Annotated in this window: 13 protein-coding genes and 1 pseudogene; 11 read left to right on the top strand and 3 right to left on the bottom strand. The window is 58.4% G+C overall.

Annotated elements, in window-relative coordinates; all coding sequences use genetic code 11:
* Positions 1 to 38: 38 nt before the first annotated feature.
* Positions 39 to 1,508: a sulfatase-like hydrolase/transferase gene (locus JJB09_RS04905; RefSeq protein ID WP_201653941.1), complete on the bottom strand. Its 1,470-nt coding sequence runs from the start codon at positions 1,506 to 1,508 to the stop codon at positions 39 to 41.
* A gap of 385 nt (positions 1,509 to 1,893) precedes the next feature.
* Between JJB09_RS04905 and argC the strand changes: the two genes are divergently transcribed.
* From argC to JJB09_RS04885, 4 genes are all read left to right on the top strand, one after another.
* Entirely contained in the window at positions 1,894 to 2,826 is a 933-nt protein-coding gene (argC, locus tag JJB09_RS04900) for an N-acetyl-gamma-glutamyl-phosphate reductase (RefSeq protein ID WP_201653938.1), read from the top strand.
* A complete protein-coding gene (locus tag JJB09_RS04895) occupies positions 2,823 to 3,677 on the top strand; it encodes an aminoglycoside phosphotransferase family protein (RefSeq protein ID WP_201653935.1) in 855 nt (284 codons plus the stop codon). Before argC ends, JJB09_RS04895 begins: the two co-directional genes overlap by 4 nt.
* A 104-nt stretch (positions 3,678 to 3,781) precedes the next feature.
* On the top strand, positions 3,782 to 4,516 hold the full coding sequence (locus JJB09_RS04890; RefSeq protein ID WP_201653932.1) for a LuxR family transcriptional regulator: 735 nt from the start codon (positions 3,782 to 3,784) through the stop codon (positions 4,514 to 4,516).
* An 80-nt stretch (positions 4,517 to 4,596) separates the two neighbouring features.
* Entirely contained in the window at positions 4,597 to 5,340 is a 744-nt protein-coding gene (locus JJB09_RS04885; RefSeq protein WP_201653929.1) for an acyl-homoserine-lactone synthase, read from the top strand.
* 59 nt (positions 5,341 to 5,399) lie between these two features.
* On the opposite strand, the gene JJB09_RS04880 is transcribed toward JJB09_RS04885, so the two are convergent.
* A complete protein-coding gene (locus JJB09_RS04880; RefSeq protein ID WP_201653926.1) occupies positions 5,400 to 6,503 on the bottom strand; it encodes a COX15/CtaA family protein in 1,104 nt (367 codons plus the stop codon).
* Positions 6,504 to 6,580: 77 nt separating this feature from the next.
* Here JJB09_RS04880 and JJB09_RS04875 point away from each other — a divergent pair, with 77 nt between their 5' ends.
* On the top strand, positions 6,581 to 6,805 hold the full coding sequence (locus JJB09_RS04875; RefSeq protein ID WP_201653923.1) for a DUF2842 domain-containing protein: 225 nt from the start codon (positions 6,581 to 6,583) through the stop codon (positions 6,803 to 6,805).
* 152 nt (positions 6,806 to 6,957) lie between these two features.
* On the top strand, positions 6,958 to 8,196 hold the full coding sequence (locus tag JJB09_RS04870; RefSeq protein ID WP_201653920.1) for a GNAT family N-acetyltransferase: 1,239 nt from the start codon (positions 6,958 to 6,960) through the stop codon (positions 8,194 to 8,196).
* A gap of 53 nt (positions 8,197 to 8,249) precedes the next feature.
* Here the strand turns inward: JJB09_RS04870 and JJB09_RS04865 are convergent, their stop codons facing one another.
* Entirely contained in the window at positions 8,250 to 10,469 is a 2,220-nt protein-coding gene (locus JJB09_RS04865) for a GumC family protein (RefSeq protein WP_201653917.1), read from the bottom strand.
* A gap of 325 nt (positions 10,470 to 10,794) precedes the next feature.
* Between JJB09_RS04865 and JJB09_RS04860 the strand changes: the two are divergent.
* The 5 genes and pseudogenes from JJB09_RS04860 to JJB09_RS04840 form a co-directional block, all read left to right on the top strand.
* Positions 10,795 to 11,301 (top strand): annotated as a pseudogene (locus JJB09_RS04860) (polysaccharide biosynthesis/export family protein); the annotation flags it as partial.
* Positions 11,302 to 11,305: 4 nt separating this feature from the next.
* Positions 11,306 to 12,445 carry a glycosyltransferase gene (locus tag JJB09_RS04855; protein ID WP_201653911.1) on the top strand — a complete coding sequence of 380 codons (1,140 nt, stop codon included), beginning with the start codon at positions 11,306 to 11,308 and terminating at the stop codon, positions 12,443 to 12,445.
* 107 nt (positions 12,446 to 12,552) lie between these two features.
* On the top strand, positions 12,553 to 14,112 hold the full coding sequence (locus JJB09_RS04850) for an undecaprenyl-phosphate glucose phosphotransferase (RefSeq protein ID WP_201653908.1): 1,560 nt from the start codon (positions 12,553 to 12,555) through the stop codon (positions 14,110 to 14,112).
* The gene (locus JJB09_RS04845) at positions 14,109 to 15,359 is read left to right on the top strand and encodes an O-antigen ligase family protein (protein WP_201653906.1); all 1,251 of its coding nucleotides are present in this window, start codon (positions 14,109 to 14,111) and stop codon (positions 15,357 to 15,359) included. Before JJB09_RS04850 ends, JJB09_RS04845 begins: the two co-directional genes overlap by 4 nt.
* Entirely contained in the window at positions 15,356 to 16,495 is a 1,140-nt protein-coding gene (locus JJB09_RS04840) for a glycosyltransferase (RefSeq protein WP_201653904.1), read from the top strand. Before JJB09_RS04845 ends, JJB09_RS04840 begins: the two co-directional genes overlap by 4 nt.
* Positions 16,496 to 16,497: the final 2 nt, after the last annotated feature.

Raw genomic sequence — 16,497 nt, 5'->3', positions numbered from 1 at the left:
TCCGTTTCCCGCGCCAAGCCATTGAAGTGCAATGACGATCAATCGAGCGCCAACAGCCCCGCATTGGCACGCTTCTTCAGATGCAAGTCGATTTCACTCCTGTTCTCACAGGTGTGGAAGCGGCCTGCACACAGGTCACTCAGACGGAGCAGGTCCTGAAAAACCGGCGACGTCGGCAGTTTGGCCGCTGCGGCGACGCGGGCCATCAGGTACGCGACGTCCTCTGGCTGGCTCAGTGAGGTGTAATCCACATCGACACCGAATCCGTGGACCGAGAAATAGGTCTGGTAGATGATGGACCGGAAATCGACGAAAGCATTTTCGCCATCATAGCGTTTGAGCGCAAACTCCTTGGTGGCGACTGACTGATGATCGCCAAAATCGACCAGGACGGAACCGTTGTTTCCGGGTTGCTGGCGCCTCTTCTCCAGAAACGCGCGGAAATCGAGGCGAGACGCATAGACGCGGCGCATATATTCGGAAACGTCTTCGCCTGACTTGAAATCATGCGCTGGCAGGTCGATGGTGGGTACCAGTCGGTTTGCATAGGGAGCGTGTGGAAACATCGTCTGCATTGCAATGAACAGGGGGCGTTCGTCCGACTTGCGATGTTCCTTGATGATCTTTTCGGCAAATGCGAAGTAACCGCGGTCGCGGATTTCCATCGAGGCAAGCCCCATCGCCTCTCCGTCGTAAACCTCCTGGAAACCGATCGACTTGAGGAATGGCCCCTCGTTCAGGGCGTGGAATTTCATCGGCATGATGGCGACCGTGCGGTAGCCGCAACGAGACAGCACTTCGGGAACCGCCCCCTTGATCCTGCCTTCCAGCAACTGATTGACGTAAGGAGCCTGCCACTGAAAATCCGCACTGGACAGGCCGGTCAGAACCGAAAAATTGCTCATCCAGGTGCCGCCGCCGAAAGTCTCGACAAACAGCGGCCTGATCTTTCCATCGCCCGACGTGAAACCAGATGTCACGGCATCGGGAATGTCGATCTCCGAAAACAGCAACGGCGATGTCTGGCTTTCCGAAAGGACTACAAACACATCAGGCTTTGCCACTGCCGCGTCGCATTGCACGGTATCGGCGAACCGTTCACCGGCCTGAACGTTGCTGATGACTTTCTCCAGTGGCGATTCATCAATCAGATGAGGAATGTGCCACAGGGATAGCAACAGCGACGATGCGTTGAAGCCAAAAACAAATGGGGGATCGCCCGGACGCGGCGCGGGATGGGCAGCGAAAGCAGCGCCGATACCCAGCATTACCACTGGCACCCGCAAGCGGACTGCAACGATAAGCGGCCGTTCAAAACGATAAAGACACCACAAGAAGGCCATCGCGACGAACAGGATCAGTACCGCCATAGAGAATATCGAGAAGTAGTGGGTCGCCAGGAACGACATGATCGACCCATCGGCACCTACGAAAATGACGTCGTAGACATGCAGAGAATAGCCCTTGAGTTCGAACTTCACCGCAGATGCGAATGTCTGCAGCAGCACAAATAGACCCGCAACATAAGCGGAAAATGCCGGACGACGCGAAAACAGGAATATAATTGAAGATATTGCGAATGTAACGCCCAACGTATACGGCACAAATCGCCATCTTGTATCTAGATATCTAATAATAAAAACGTATAATACCGCCAATATCACCACTACAACTGTATTTGCCATCACAGCCATTGCTATATTGATTAGCCTAAACACAACTATTTCCCTAATGCAAAAAATATACGAACAAACAACATTCAAGCTACCTATCGCAGGCAAGAAGCATACTGCGAACCCTTTGTTGCGTTAAGGTTAAATCGAACCTATATCGGTGCGAAAGCGGCACGGGACGCGGCCGCATGTCCGTGAACGAAACAACTGGCAGGTCAAAATGAAACCGAAAATCTTCATCGATGGCGAACATGGGACAACGGGCCTGCAGATCCGCACGCGCATGGCCGGCCGCGCCGATGTCGACCTGTTGTCCATTCCGGAATCAGAGCGGCGTAACGCGCAGATGCGCGAAGACCTGCTGAATTCCGCCGATATCGCCATTCTCTGCCTGCCGGACGACGCTTCGAAGCAAGCCGTGGAGATGACCGCCGCCAACAACAAAGTGCGGATTATCGACACCTCCACCGCCTTTCGGGTGCATCCGGACTGGGCCTATGGTTTCGCTGAAATGGACAATTCCCAGGGCGCCAAGATTCGCGACGCCCGCCATGTCGCCAATCCGGGCTGCTACCCGACGGGGGCTATCGGGCTCATCCGTCCGCTGCGCATGGCGGGCATCATTTCCGAGTATCATTCCGTGACGGTAAATGCCGTTTCCGGCTATACCGGCGGCGGCAAGCAATTGATCGCCCAGATCGAAGACGCTTCCAATCCAGAACACATCGACTCGCCGCATTTCCTCTATGGGCTGACGCTCAAGCACAAGCACGTGCCTGAGATGAAGATACACGGCCTGCTTGAGCGCGAACCGCTCTTCGCCCCGTCGGTGGGCAAGTTCCCTCAGGGCATGATCGTGCAGGTGCCGCTGCATGTTGACGATCTTGAAGACAACGCGACGGTCGAGAGCGTGCATGCGGCGCTGGTCGCCCATTATGCCAATCAATCGATCGTCGAAGTCGTTCCACTCGACGTCGCCGCAAAGCTGCCGCGCATCAACGCGGTCGAACTCGCCGGCAAGGACACGATGAAGCTCTACGTCTTCGGCCAGCCGGGCGGCGAACACATCAACCTCGTGGCGTTGCTCGACAACCTTGGTAAAGGCGCATCAGGCGCTGCCGTTCAGAACATGGACCTGATGCTGAGCGCATGACCGCGCTGCCGCACGACGTCGCGGTAGCCGCACGTCACTGGCGACTCGAAAACCTGTGGCAGATCGCCGATACAGCAAGCAGCATGGTTTGGCGCGCCCGCACGACGGACGCCAAACCGGTGGTGCTCAAGGCGCTGAAGCCCGCAGGCACCGAGGAACGCGCCGGATTCGACTTCCTCGCCTGGCGCAATGGCGCTGGCAGTGTGCGTCTTTTGGACCGCTCTGGCGATATGGGTCTGCTCGAAGACGGCGGCGAACGAACACTTGAAGAATTCCACGCGCGGCACGGCGAAACCCCGAGCAACGAGATCCTCGCCACCGTGCTGAAGCACATGCATGGCCCCGGCGCCGCGCCGCCTCCGGCATCGTTCGTTCCACTCGAGCTAAGATTTAGCAGCCTCTTCGAGGTCGCAGCCAATGCTTCGAGCTCCGATCTCGATGAACTATTGGCATGGGCGGCGGCTCACGCACGAGCGCTTCTGGATAGCCAAGCGAGTATCAAGCCGCTGCATGGCGACCTGCATCATGGAAATGTTATTTCAGCCGATGAAACGCATTGGCTGGCGATCGATCCGAAAGGCCTTGTCGGGGATCCGGCCTATGATGCCGCAAATATTTTTGGCAATCCGCTCGGCCGTAGGGATCTCATCTGCGATCCCGACAGGATCGATGCCCTTGCCACAACGCTTGGCGCTGCGGTTGGATGCGATCGCAACAAAATACTGCGATTTGCGGCAGCGCATGCGGCCCTGTCGCTATGCTGGCTTCGGGAAGATGGACTGTCGACCCGATCGCCAATGGCACAGGAACGCATGATGTTGGCGCGACAGATCCGTAAAATGATTGGATAACCATCCCGCAACTCCCAAATCCATCCAATCCCCGCTGTCTTTTGATTTCGGCGGTTATGTGATAGGGATCGGCAATACTTAGTTCTATTTACCGTGGAGCGGCAATGCGCTCGGCCATTGCGAATATGATGTTCGATTTTATCCAGACGCTGGAGGAAATCGGCAGCGAGGACCAGGCTTTCGCAGAGTTGCGCAAAGTGACGGATTTCTTCGGCCTCGATTCCTTCGCGATATCGGGCATTCCGGAACCGAACGAGAAGATGGACCCTTACGTGCTGCTGAACGGCTGGCCGGAGGAGTGGGCGAACCGTTACTTGCAGAACCAGTATTTCCGGATCGATCCAGTGATCCAGCGCACTCTGCTTTCCGACAACGCCTTCGTCTGGTCAGACGCGCTGCAGAATATGACAGTCGATAAGCGCGGCATGAGCTTCATGCAGGAGGCGATGGACTTCAAGTTCAACAACGGCTTCAGCGTTCCGATCCATTCCATCATGGGCTTTCGCGCAATCGTTACCTATGCATCCGACCGCGTCGACCTGTCCCAGGAAGCACGCGGTGCACTTCACATGATCTCTATTTATGCGCATAATAAAATAAAGGAGTTGAAAAGCGGCGGTAAAGGCGGGCTTATGCAACGAATTATTAACCTTACGCCACGCGAGAAAGAGTGCATTTCCTGGTGCTCAGAAGGAAAAACAGCGTGGGAAATCTCGGCAATACTAGGAATATCAGAAAGAACTGTTTCACACATATTAGAGAACGCACAACGAAAAATGAATACAACCAACCGCACGCAACTTGTTGCTGAGTCACTACGCGCGGGTCTGATCAGATAGACTGTCAACAGGGTAAATCTGCCCATAGAAGAATTCTGATCAGTTGTTCAAATGCGCCCCTTAATCGGGGGTAAATTGCTATGATCCAGGTCATTACATCTCAGAACGTTGATGATTATCCCGAACTGATGGAGCAGGTCTGGCGCTTTCGCCACCGCCAGTTCGTCGAGAGACTCGGCTGGAAGGAGCTCCGGTCGGATGACGGCCGCGAGACCGACCGTTTCGACACCGACGATGCGGTGCATTTGATTGCCACCCTCGATGACAAGGTCATCGGTTATACGCGCCTTCTCAGAACATCCGGGCCACATCTGCTGTCTGACGTTTACCCCGAAATCATGCAGGGACAGGCATGGCCGCGTTCGCGCGATGTCTATGAATGGACCCGTTGCATCTCCGATGACAGTGCCGGCAAGATCGGCAATGTCCAGGCGTCGCACATGCTGATCACTGGCGTGCTCGAATTCTGCCTGCTGAGCAGCATCAAGGGACTGATCGTCGAGACGCACCCCAAGCTGGTGACGTGGATGCTGGAAACCGGCTATCAGGTCGAGACGCTGAATGCGCCACAGATCATCAACGGCGTGCCGGTGGTACCGGTTTTCATTCCTGCCACTGCGTCAGCTTTGCAACGACATCACACGATGTTTGGTATCCGCGACAGCGTGCTGAGCATAGACGACGGCCTTACCAATCCGGTGATTGGCCATGGCTTGCTACGACATCTGCCTGGTCTTGTTGCCGCGCGCGCCAATCAACCGGCATTCCTTCCGGAAGTGGATTTCACGGCCATGCGGGAATCGGCGGGCAACAGGTCCAACTGATCCCGGCCGCGAGGTCTGGCGTGGTCTACATGTCCCGCCGGATCATATCCGCTCTCCGGCTAGCCCCGAACCTCGACGTCGGTCGGCCGAGGATATTCACCATAGAACCCGCGCCAATGGGCGACCGAGAAACCAAGCACCAGCAACGCGCATCCCTGATGTGCCAGTGCCCAGTCCAGCGGCACGGCAAACAACAACGTCATGATACCGAGGGCCGCCTGGACGACGACCAGCAGGAAGAAAACCAGTCCGCGATTGGCATGTGGCGTGCCAGGCATGGCGCGCATCAGCCAGAGCATATTGAGCAGGGCGAGTATCAGCAGGATGTATGCATTCATCCGATGCAGGAACTGCACTGCCTTGGCATTCTCGAAAGCATTCAGCCACAGTGGCTGAAGCACATCCAGCCCTGAAGGGACGATCGCTCCATCCATCAACGGCCAGGTGTTGTAAGCCAGGCCAGCGTCAAGGCCCGCCACCAGCGCACCCAGATAGATCTGCAAAAGCACGAAAACAACGAGGAGCCCGGCAAAGGCGGACGCACGACTGCGTGGCAGAAGCGCGCCCGAATGCTGACAAAGCGCCCGCCAGACCCAGGTGGTGGCGGCGAAGATCAGGCAGGCGACCGTCAGATGAATCGCCAATCGATATTGACTGACATCGACCCGTTTGGACAGGCCGGATGCGACCATCCACCAGCCAATAGCACCCTGAACGCCACCAAGTGCCAGAATTCCCAGCAGCGGCAGCTTCAGGCGCCGCTCCAGCCGCCCGGTAACCCAGAAGAAAAACAGCGGCACGGCAAAAATGACGCCAATCGAGCGGGCGATCAGCCTGTGAGCCCATTCCCACCAGAAGATGCCCTTGAACTCCTCGACGGTCATGTGCTTGTTGATCTCGGAGTACTCCGGAATCCGCTGATAGAGGCGAAACTCCTCATCCCATTCGGCAGCCGTCAGCGGCGGAACGACGCCATGGATCGGCTTCCACTCGGTGATCGACAGACCAGAATCTGTCAGCCGCGTCGCGCCGCCGACAAGAACCAGACAGAACACCACAAACAGCACGACCAGCAGCCAAATGCGCACCGCGCGGCGGTTGGCGTCAATCCGCTCAATTTCCTTGTAAATTCGGGATTCGCGGTTTATTGCGCTGTCGGTCATGGCTGTCGTCCTTTTCGCCAAAGCTCTGCTACAGGGCAATCGCCATGGCAAGACCCTAACATGCAATGTGAGACAAAATGCCCAAGACGCTCCGCAAACTGATCGGCACTGTGCTCATCATCGTTCTCGTGCTTGTCTATGCATTTCTTGCCACGATGATCGCATCGGCGACCCTCGGAAACTCGCATTGGTCGATCCACCTGCTGTATTTCTTCCTGACGGGACTGCTGTGGATACTGCCCGCCATGGGCATCATCAAATGGATGGAAAAGCCGGATCGCCCGAAGGATCGCCAAGGGTAAGCAGCAGCCCCAATTTATAACCGGACGTTAACCAGCCTCTTCCAAATAGACGTTGGCATCGTGGGCGATTAATTCTTTGTCGGCATCTTCCGCGCTAGAACCGTGACAATCGCAATCTCTCCGGGGAGCATTTTGCCGTGCATGCAGGGCAAATGAAATTCGACAACGCCATTCGGCAACCAGCCATCGGCCACGCCCCGGCCCAGACGGATCGATACGTCATGCCCGGTAATGTTTCGATCATCATCCACGACCGGATGGCGCCCCTCGAGCAGCAATGGCGCGCGCTCGAAGCCGACAACCATAACTCGGTGCACCAATCCTATGAGTGGTGCCGGGCATGGGTCGATGCCTATCAACGCCCGCTGCAAATCGTTGAAGGACGTATCGACGGTGCGCTCGCCTTCATCCTGCCGCTGGAAATCGTCCGTGGCCGCATGTTTACCAAAGCGCAGTTCATCGGTGCCCATCATGCCAACATCAATACCGGACTGGTCGCGCCGATCCTGACCGAGCGTGCGACGCCGGATCTGATGGCGGCAATCGCGGCCGGCATTCGCGACCGTATCGCCGGTGCAGATTGCATCATCCTCGGGAACATGCCGCTCAATTGGCGGGGGCATACCCTGCCCTTTTCGATGCTGCCGCATGTCGAGAACCAGAATCATGCGTTCCAGCTGCCGGTGAAGTCCTCTTTCGTCGAGACGCTTGCTCAATTGAACGCCAAGCGGCGGCGCAAGAAATATGGTGTGGGTCATCGCCGGCTGGAGGCCCTTGGCGGCTATGAGCACGTGACCGCCGATAGTGCTGCGGAAAAGAAGGAGTTTCTCGACCTGTTCTTCGAGCAGAAGGCTGCCCGGTTGGCGGAATTCGGTTTGCCAAACGGGTTTGCCTGCGCAAAAACCCGCAAGTTTCTCCACTCAGCCCTGCTCGCGTCATCCGATGACACATTTTTTCCGTTGCGCATGCATGCCTTGCGCATGACTGGTGGCGATCACAAAGGAGAAATCCCCGCCGTTGCCGGGCTATCGCGCAAAGGCGACCACGTCATCGTGCAGTTCTGCTCGATCGGCAGCGGACCTGCGACCGATGCCAGCCCGGGTGAACTTCTCTTTCATCTGATGATCGAGCAATACAATGCGCAGAACGTCTGCCTGTTCGATTTCGGCATCGGCGACATGCCGTTCAAGCGCTCGTGGTGCACGGAGGAAACGGTCCAGGTCAACGTTACGCTGCCAGTCACACCACTCGGCCGGCTCGCCGCGCTGAAGGAAGAAACGGCGACCCGCCTCAAGACGATGATCAAGCAAAATCCAGCGATCTACGCTTTCGTGCAGAAGCTGCGCACACGTGCGCAGCAACCCGTGCTGGACGAAAAGGCCGACGACTAGAGGGGGCGTTCAACGGGGAAGGAGCCGCACCATCAAACGCCGCATAAGCGGGTTCACGCCGCCTGGCGGCTGCTATCGGTTGGCGACACATCCTGCCTGCCGAACAACAGCACAACATCCTCGTAGCCCGCATCGATGAATCCGCCAGCGACTTCTTCGATCTTCTCCGCCGCGGCAGGCGACGCCGAGAGAATGATTTCGGCCTGCCCTTTGCGCGCCAGCCTTCCCACGCCGGCGACATCGGCCGGACCGCATTCGACGATCACCAGATCATAGGCTTCGGCCAATGCATCGATGACCATCGACAAGCGATCTGCGCCGCGCATCGCTCGCTTGGCGTTTGCCGTGCCATGCGGAAGGATATGGGCATCCGACGCCCGGTCGCCGTGAATCGTTTCGGCAAAGGCCGCCTCGCCAGTCAGCAAGTCGGTAATCCCAGGCAGCGATACGCTATCAGCCATCATGCGCGTGGGCAGCGCCGAGCCAGTCATGTCGATAAGAATGGTCTTGCGCCCCATCTCGGCGGCGGTCCTGGCGAGCACAACGGTTGCTGCCGATCCGCCGTCCCCGACCAGGGAAACGACGATGGCAACGTTGACATCTGCACCGACAAGATGACGCGCGACGGAATTGGGCGAAAACTCTCCCTCAACATCCTCCTCATCGCCGTCCTGCAGGTCCGTTTCGGCGGCTTCCATTTCCGGCGCGGCAAACGAAAGCAGGCTCGGGCTAATGGCCGACGGCGCAATTCCTTTTTGGTGTGCACCAACCGGGCGAGCATCGGGCTGCGCAGAGACGACAACACTTTGCCGCACCTCCTGCCGTTCCATCTCGACATGATCTCCGCCCTCAGGCTCGTCCTGCTCGTAGTTGACTGGCCGCAACGCACGACCGGAAAACAGCTCGGCCAGCATGACGAATACGGCGCTCAGGATAACGCCAGCCAGTGCCGATACAATGGTGATCGGCAGGATCTTGGGGAAATAGGGTTCGCTCGGCATGGTCGCGCGGGACACGATACGCGCATCTGCCGGCGTTGCATTCATGTCCTGCTGGGAGACGGCCTCGCGATAGCGGGCCAGATAGGTTTCGAGCAACTGACGCTGGGCGACGGCTTCGCGCTCCAGCGCGTTCAAGCCGACTTCCTTTTCCTGGGTGCTGGCGGTGTCTGCCTTCAGCGTGCTCAGTTGCTGCATCAATTGCTGCTCGCGCATGCGAGAAACGCCAGCTTCATTCTCGAGGCTGGCGAGAATCTTCTGGGTCTCGGTCCGGATCTGGCTCCGTATGCCTTCAAGTTGCGAACGCAGGCCTTTCAGGCGCGGATGGCCTTCGAGCAGCTGCGTCGAAAGATCAGCAATCTGTCCTTCGATGCCGGACTGGGTTTCCTTCAGCCGCTGGATCATCTGCGAACCGACAACTTCAGGAAGCGTATCGACGCTGCGGCCCGACGAAAGTGCGGCGCGAACACTCTTTGCGCGGGCTTCGGCAGTGGCGCGTTCCCCACGGACCCGGGTAATTTCCTGCGAAATATCGTTGAGTTGCTGTTCGGAAAACGTGTTCTGCTGGCTTGTCTTAAACAGGTCGGATGAAGCTCTGTAGGACGCGACCTTGGCTTCCGCCGCCTGGACCTTCTCGCGGAGGTTGGCAATCTCCGGCTCCAGCCACTTTGCCGTCTCCGACGTCGTATCGAGCTTGGCGCCGGACTGCAGCGACAGATACACCTTGGCCATGGCGTTGGGGATTGCAGCCGCGAGTTCAGGATCTTTCGAGGAGAACTGGACGGCGACGACGCGCGACTTCTCGGCCTGATAGACCTGCAGCTTCTGATCGAACTCCTTGATCACCCTTTCTTCGGGCGGCACGTCCAGCGGGTTCTTGGCAAAACCCAACATGACGAAAATGCGGGTAAGGATGGATGGATGAGCGCTCGGGTCGAACTCCGCACGCTCATGGAGCTTGAGATCCTTAGCAACCTGCTTGATCAGATCGGCCGATCGCAACAACTCGACCTGCGAAGCAATGCCAGCTTCGTCAACGCCCTGCGCTGGCTGGCGCGCTTCCGTCAAACGGCGCGAGAGATCTGGCGAGCGAGATTCGATGAGGATCTTCGTTTCGGCCTGGTATTTCGGCGAGACCATGCTCGCACCAAGGAAGGCCAGACCACCGAGCGCCACCGTCGAAGTCAGGACAAGCATGCGCCGCCGCCAGATCGCGAGGAACAATCCACGCAAATCTATATCGGCATCCTGCTCACGATGGCTTGCAACCGGCATACTCAACACTCCAGAAATACAATCACACGCGAAACTAAACAAACAAGGTAAGTGAAGCGTTAACCAGCAGGCCAGCAACTAGCACCGACGTAAAATTCCTCAACAATCGCCCCGGTTTACCGACTGTTAACCTTAATGGAACGATAACAGCAGCATCAGGTAGCGGATCGGGTTGCGATAATGAGTTAATCGTGCCGAGCCATGAGACGAATTATGCCGGAATAAAGTCCGGCCAAACCGGAGCGCAGAACGAATGCTTACCGTCGTTACACGGCACAGCCTTTCGATCGCCATCATCATGGCGGCTGCCGGTATTGTTTCGTCGTGCAGCTCCTATCGCCCGGCACCGAAGGCCTTCCACGAAGCCACGATCCAGCCCTATCGCGTCGATAGCGGTGATCGGCTACGGGTCACCGTCTTTGATCAAAAGGACCTTTCCAACACCTACTCCGTCGACCAGGCCGGATACATCGCCTTCCCGCTGGTGGGTGCGGTGCCCGCGCGGGGACGCACGCTGCAGGAACTCGAAGGGCAGATTGCCGCCAAGCTGCAGCAGGGCTTTCTCCGCAATCCCGACGTCACCATCGAGGTCGACCGGTATCGCTCGATCTTCGTCATGGGCGAAGTGGGCCAACCGGGCCAGTACACCTATGTGCCGGGAATGACCATCCAGAACGCGATCGCCGTGGCCGGCGGCTATTCTGCACGCGCCAACCAGGCCAATGCCGACCTGACGCGCAAGATCAACGGCGAAATCCTGACCGGCCGCGTGCTGATCTCAGACCCGGTGCTTGCCGGTGATACAATCTATATTCGCGAACGGCTGTTCTGAGACGATGCAGAACGGATCGCCGTTGCGTATATTGCATTGTTTTCGCTCCCCGATCGGAGGCATTTTCCGCCATGTGCGTGACCTTGCCATCGAGCAGAGCCGGGCCGGCCATGCAGTCGGCATCCTGTGCGACAGTTCGACGGGCGGCGTGCATGAGGAAAACCTGTTCAATTCCATCATGCCCCATCTTTCATTGGGGCTGACACGCATACCCATAGACCGGTCTGTATCCATTCGCGATGTCCCGGTTCTCTGGAAAAGTTACAAGGAAATCAGAAGTTTGCGGCCGGATGTATTGCATGGTCATGGCGCCAAGGGTGGCGCATTGGCCAGGCTCGCCGGCACAGCCTTGCGGGTGAACAGGTATCGCGTATCCCGCTTTTATTCGCCGCATGGCGGCAGCCTGCACTTCAACCCGAAGAGCCTAGCCGGGTGGGCGGTTTTCCGGCTGGAGAAGTTGCAGGAATGGATAACCGATGCCCTGGTGTTCGTCTGCGAGTTCGAGCGCAACACCTATCGGCAGAAAGTCGGGCGGATCGGCATCCGCAACGAGGTTGTCTACAATGGCGTGGGAGAGGCAGATTTCGAGCTGATCCCGGAAAAGCCCGATGCCGTCCATTTCCTCTATGTCGGCATGCTGCGTGATCTCAAGGGACCCGATGTTTTCATCGATGCATTCGCCAAGACCGAGCGCATTCTCAGGCGACCGCTCTCCGGCATGATGATCGGCGATGGGCCGCAGAAAGACAAATACCTGCAGATGATGACGATGCGCGGCCTGGGCCGCCGTATCACCATGCTGCCGGCAATGAACATCAAGGACGCTTTCGCCGCCTCGCAAACCGTCGTCGTGCCCTCGCGGGCGGAGTCCATGCCCTACATCGTGCTGGAATCGCTCGCTGCCGGTAAGACGGTGATCGCCTCCGATGTCGGCGGAATTTCCGAAGTGCTGGGTGCGGGCAACAAGGCGCTGGTCGAGGCGGGCGACGCCGATGCGCTGGCAAAGATCATGGCCGAAAGCCTGGCGTCATTGGGCTGGAAAGCCCAGCACATGCCCGATCGCCAGAAGTTCCATTCAGTGTTCAGCTCGAACACCATGGCACGCCGGATCACTGCGCTTTATCATGATCTGGCTGGCCACTGAAAACCGTTGTTTTCCCCTGACAAGACACTGCTTCCACTATAACGCGTAAGCGTTTCTTAGTTCATTTCCACTACCGTTCCGGCAAAGTTGGTATTGAGTAGATGACGATGAGCGAACCAGAAAAAGACCCCGACCTCGACGTGGACCGTCTTCGCAAGCAGGTATCCGAAATCCGGACCTTGGGGGTAGCGGACAAGAGTGAGGCCAACAAGCCGGTAGAACTCAACGGTTTCGCCAAGCGTATCGCCGAGCAATATCGGGAAGACAAGTACTCGCCCGCCATCATGAGGGGTATGTTTCGCCTCGTCGATTTTCTGGCGCTGTTCCTCATCGGTCAGGCCATCAACTTCTTCTACTCCCAGAACATCGAGATGCTGTTCTGGTACATGCCGGTGGTCGCAGGCGGCTCCGCACTCAGCGTGCTCTTCCTGCAACTTGCGGATTGCTACCAGATCCCGGTGCTGCGTACGCCCCGTACAGCGATGGGGCGCATCCTCGGCGCATGGGCGCTGTCCTTCGCGTCTATGGCGCTGACGCTGTTCTTTCTCAAGTCTGGGCATGATTTTTCGCGGTTGTGGTTCGGCTCCTGGTTCATCGCCGGTGCTGCCTACCTGGTGCCGCAGCGCTTCTTCCTGGCATGGGCGCTTCGCCACTGGCTGCGCAACGGCGTGCTCGAACGCCGCGCCGTCATTGTCTGCGGCGGCCGTCCGGCGCAGGAACTGATCCGGTCGCTGGAAAGCCAGCCCGACAACGACATCCGCATCCTCGGCGTCTTCGACGACCGCCTCGACCGCCGCTCACCCGAACTGATCGCCGGCTATCCGAAGCTTGGCACCGTGGCCGAACTGGTGGAGTTCGTCCGCCTGGCGCGTGTCGATATGCTGATCATCTCGCTGCCGATGACGGCGGAAAAGCGCATCCTGGATCTGCTGCGCAAGCTCTGGATCCTCCCGGTCGACATCCGCATCGCCGCCCATGCCACCAAACTGAAATTTCGCCCGCGCGCCTATTCGCATATCGGCCGCATGGCGATGCTCGACGTATTCGACAAGCCCATCACCGATTGGGATTCTGTCGCCAAGCGGATCTTCGACATCTTCTTCAGCATCGTGGCAATCACGCTTCTGTGGCCGATCATGCTCGGCGCGGCAATCGCCGTCAAATCGACCTCCAAGGGCCCGATCATCTTCAAGCAGAAGCGTCACGGCTTCAACAACGAGATCATCAACGTCTACAAGTTCCGGTCGATGTATACTGACCTCGGCGACCCGACAGCGGCCAAGGCCGTAACCAAAGGCGATCCGCGCGTGACGCGGGTCGGACGCTTCATCCGCAAGACCTCCATCGACGAACTTCCGCAGTTCTTCAATGTGCTCAAGGGCGACCTGTCGCTTGTCGGTCCGCGCCCGCACGCCGTGCTCGCCCAGAGCCACGACCGGGTCTATGCCGACATCGTCGAAGGCTACTTCGCCCGCCACCGCGTCAAGCCGGGCGTTACCGGCTGGGCGCAGATCAACGGCTGGCGGGGCGAAATCGACAGCGACGAGAAGATCAAATACCGCACGGCCTACGATCTACACTACATCGAAAACTGGTCGTTGCTGTTCGACCTGAAAATTCTGTTCCTCACGCCGATCCGGCTGTTCAATACGGAAAACGCCTATTGAGCACGGTCACGACGCACGTTCCCGCAACATTCAGGCCCGGCCGCGCAACCCTCAGGTTGATCGGCTCGGGCCTGGTGGCGTTCGGCGTCTTCCTTTCCGGCTTCGTCATTGACGAGCCGGCACCCTATGAAATCTTCATGGCCGCGCTGATCGGCTTCTGGTTCATCATGGGGCTGAGAATTTCGCGGACGACGGGGGCGCTGCTCGCCTTCATGCTGATCTATATGGTCGGCGGTTTTCTCACGATCACCCAGATGGAAGAGATCGGCGATGCCCCCATGTATCTGGCCGTCACCCTCTTTCTGGCCCTGTCCTCGGTCTTCTACTGCGCGATCATTGAGGAAGATCACCGCCGGTTGAAGCTGATCTTCAATGCGTGGACTGCCGCAGCCGTCGTGACGTCGATGCTGGGCATCCTGGGATATTTCAAGGCCTTTCCCGGCGCGGAAGCCTTTACCCGTTACGATCGCGCGATGGGCGCATTCCAGGACCCGAACGTCTTCGGCCCCTTCCTTGTCGCACCCTCGCTCTATCTGTTGCACGGCATCCTGACCGGCAAGCTCAAGCATCTTCCGATCCGCGGCGGCGCGTTGGCGATCATCGCCTTTGGCGTGCTTCTGTCCTTCTCCCGCGCCGCCTGGGCGATGTTTGCCTTTTCCGCCGCGATGATGGTGCTGCTGATGCTGATCAAGGAGCGGTCAGGAGCGTTCCGGCTGAAGGTGCTGGTGCTCACGCTCGCCGGGGTAATTTTCTGCGTCGTTGGCATCATCGTCGCCCTGCAGATTCCCCAGGTTGCCGACCTGCTGACCAGCCGCACCAAGCTGGTGCAGGATTATGACGGCGACCGGCTCGGCCGTTTCGAACGCCACCAGATCGGCTTTCTCAACGCCATGAGCCAACCGCTCGGCATCGGCCCGATGGTATTCAGCACCATGTTCCCCGAGGACGAGCACAATATCTGGCTGAAATCGCTGACAAGCTATGGCTGGCTCGGCTTCGTCACCTATATCGGCCTTGTCTGGACGACATTGTGGTTCGGCCTGCGCAACATGTTTCGTGACCGGCCGTGGCAACCCTATCTGTTGGCAGCATGGATCACGCTCTGCGGCCATGAGCTGATCGGCAACGTCATCGACACGGACCACTGGCGACACCATTTCGTGCTGTTCGGCATCGTCTGGGGCTGCGCTGCGCTCGAGCACAAATACCAGAGGCAGCGGTCAAGCCCCGCTTTGATCCGCACGTGACATTGCCTCCCCTCAAGATCCTGCAGGTCCTCGAACCGAGCGGCGGCGGCTCCGGCCGGCACTTCGTCGATCTCTGCAAGGGGCTTTCGGCACGCGGGCATGATGTTACGGCAATCTATTCGCCGCTGCGCGCCGAGGAACGGTTCATCGGCGAGTTACAGGCACTACGGCTCTCCGCGGTACATGCGGTGCCGATGACCCGCTCCCCTTCGCCGTCCGATTTCAAGGCCTGGCAGACGATAGCCAGCATTATCGAGCAGGGCGGGCCGTTCGACATCATCCATGGCCACAGTTCGAAAGCCGGGGCATTGACGCGCATGCGCAAACCGGGGCGTCACATCCCGCGCGTCTATACGCCCCATGCCTTCCGTACTATGGACCCCACGCTCGGAAAAAACGGCCGACGGATATTCGGCGGCATAGAGAGCCTGTTCGGCCGCTATCTCACCGATGCGCTGATCTGTGTTTCCGTTGACGAGAAACGCCATGCCATCGAGGCGCTCGGCATTGCCGCCGACAGGCTGCACGTCATCATCAACGGCGTCAGCCCACCACCATCAGGTAGACAACTTGAGATCCGCCAGCGCCTCGGCGTGCGAAAGGGCGCATTCGTGTTCGGTGCCGTGGGGCGGCTCTCCCGGCAGAAAGCTCCCGAACGGTTGATCGACGCATTCAGCCGCATTGCTCGCGAGCGACCGGAGGCCGAACTGGTGATGATCGGATCGGGCGAGCTTGAGGGCGCCGTTCGAAGCCAGATTCGCGCCAGCGGCTTGGAGCCGCGAATTCACCTGGATTCCGAGGTGAATGGCGCCGAAGCGATGCAGGCATTCAATGCCCTCGTCATGCCCAGCCGCTACGAGGCCATGTCCTATGTGATGCTTGAAGCCGCCGCATCCGGTCTACCGTTGATCTTGTCCGATGTCGGCGGGGCATCAACCGTTCTGAACAATGGCGCAAACGGCCTGCTGGTCGCCAATTCCGACGACCCGACCGAACTTGCGAATGCAATGCTGAAGGTATCGGATCGATGCCGATACGCCAGCATGCTTGCGGCCGCGAACGCCCGCAAGCATCTCTACGAACTGGAGAGCATGGTGGACGAGACCGAGCGGCTATACCGCAGCCTCGTCCCCTGACA

Origin of the sequence: Phytoamicus setariae, from assembly GCF_016722925.1 — a bacterium.
GTDB lineage: Bacteria > Pseudomonadota > Alphaproteobacteria > Rhizobiales > Rhizobiaceae > Rhizobium_E > Rhizobium_E setariae.
The sequence above is the reverse complement of the archived record's forward strand: the minus strand, read 5'-3'. Positions and strand labels throughout refer to the sequence as shown.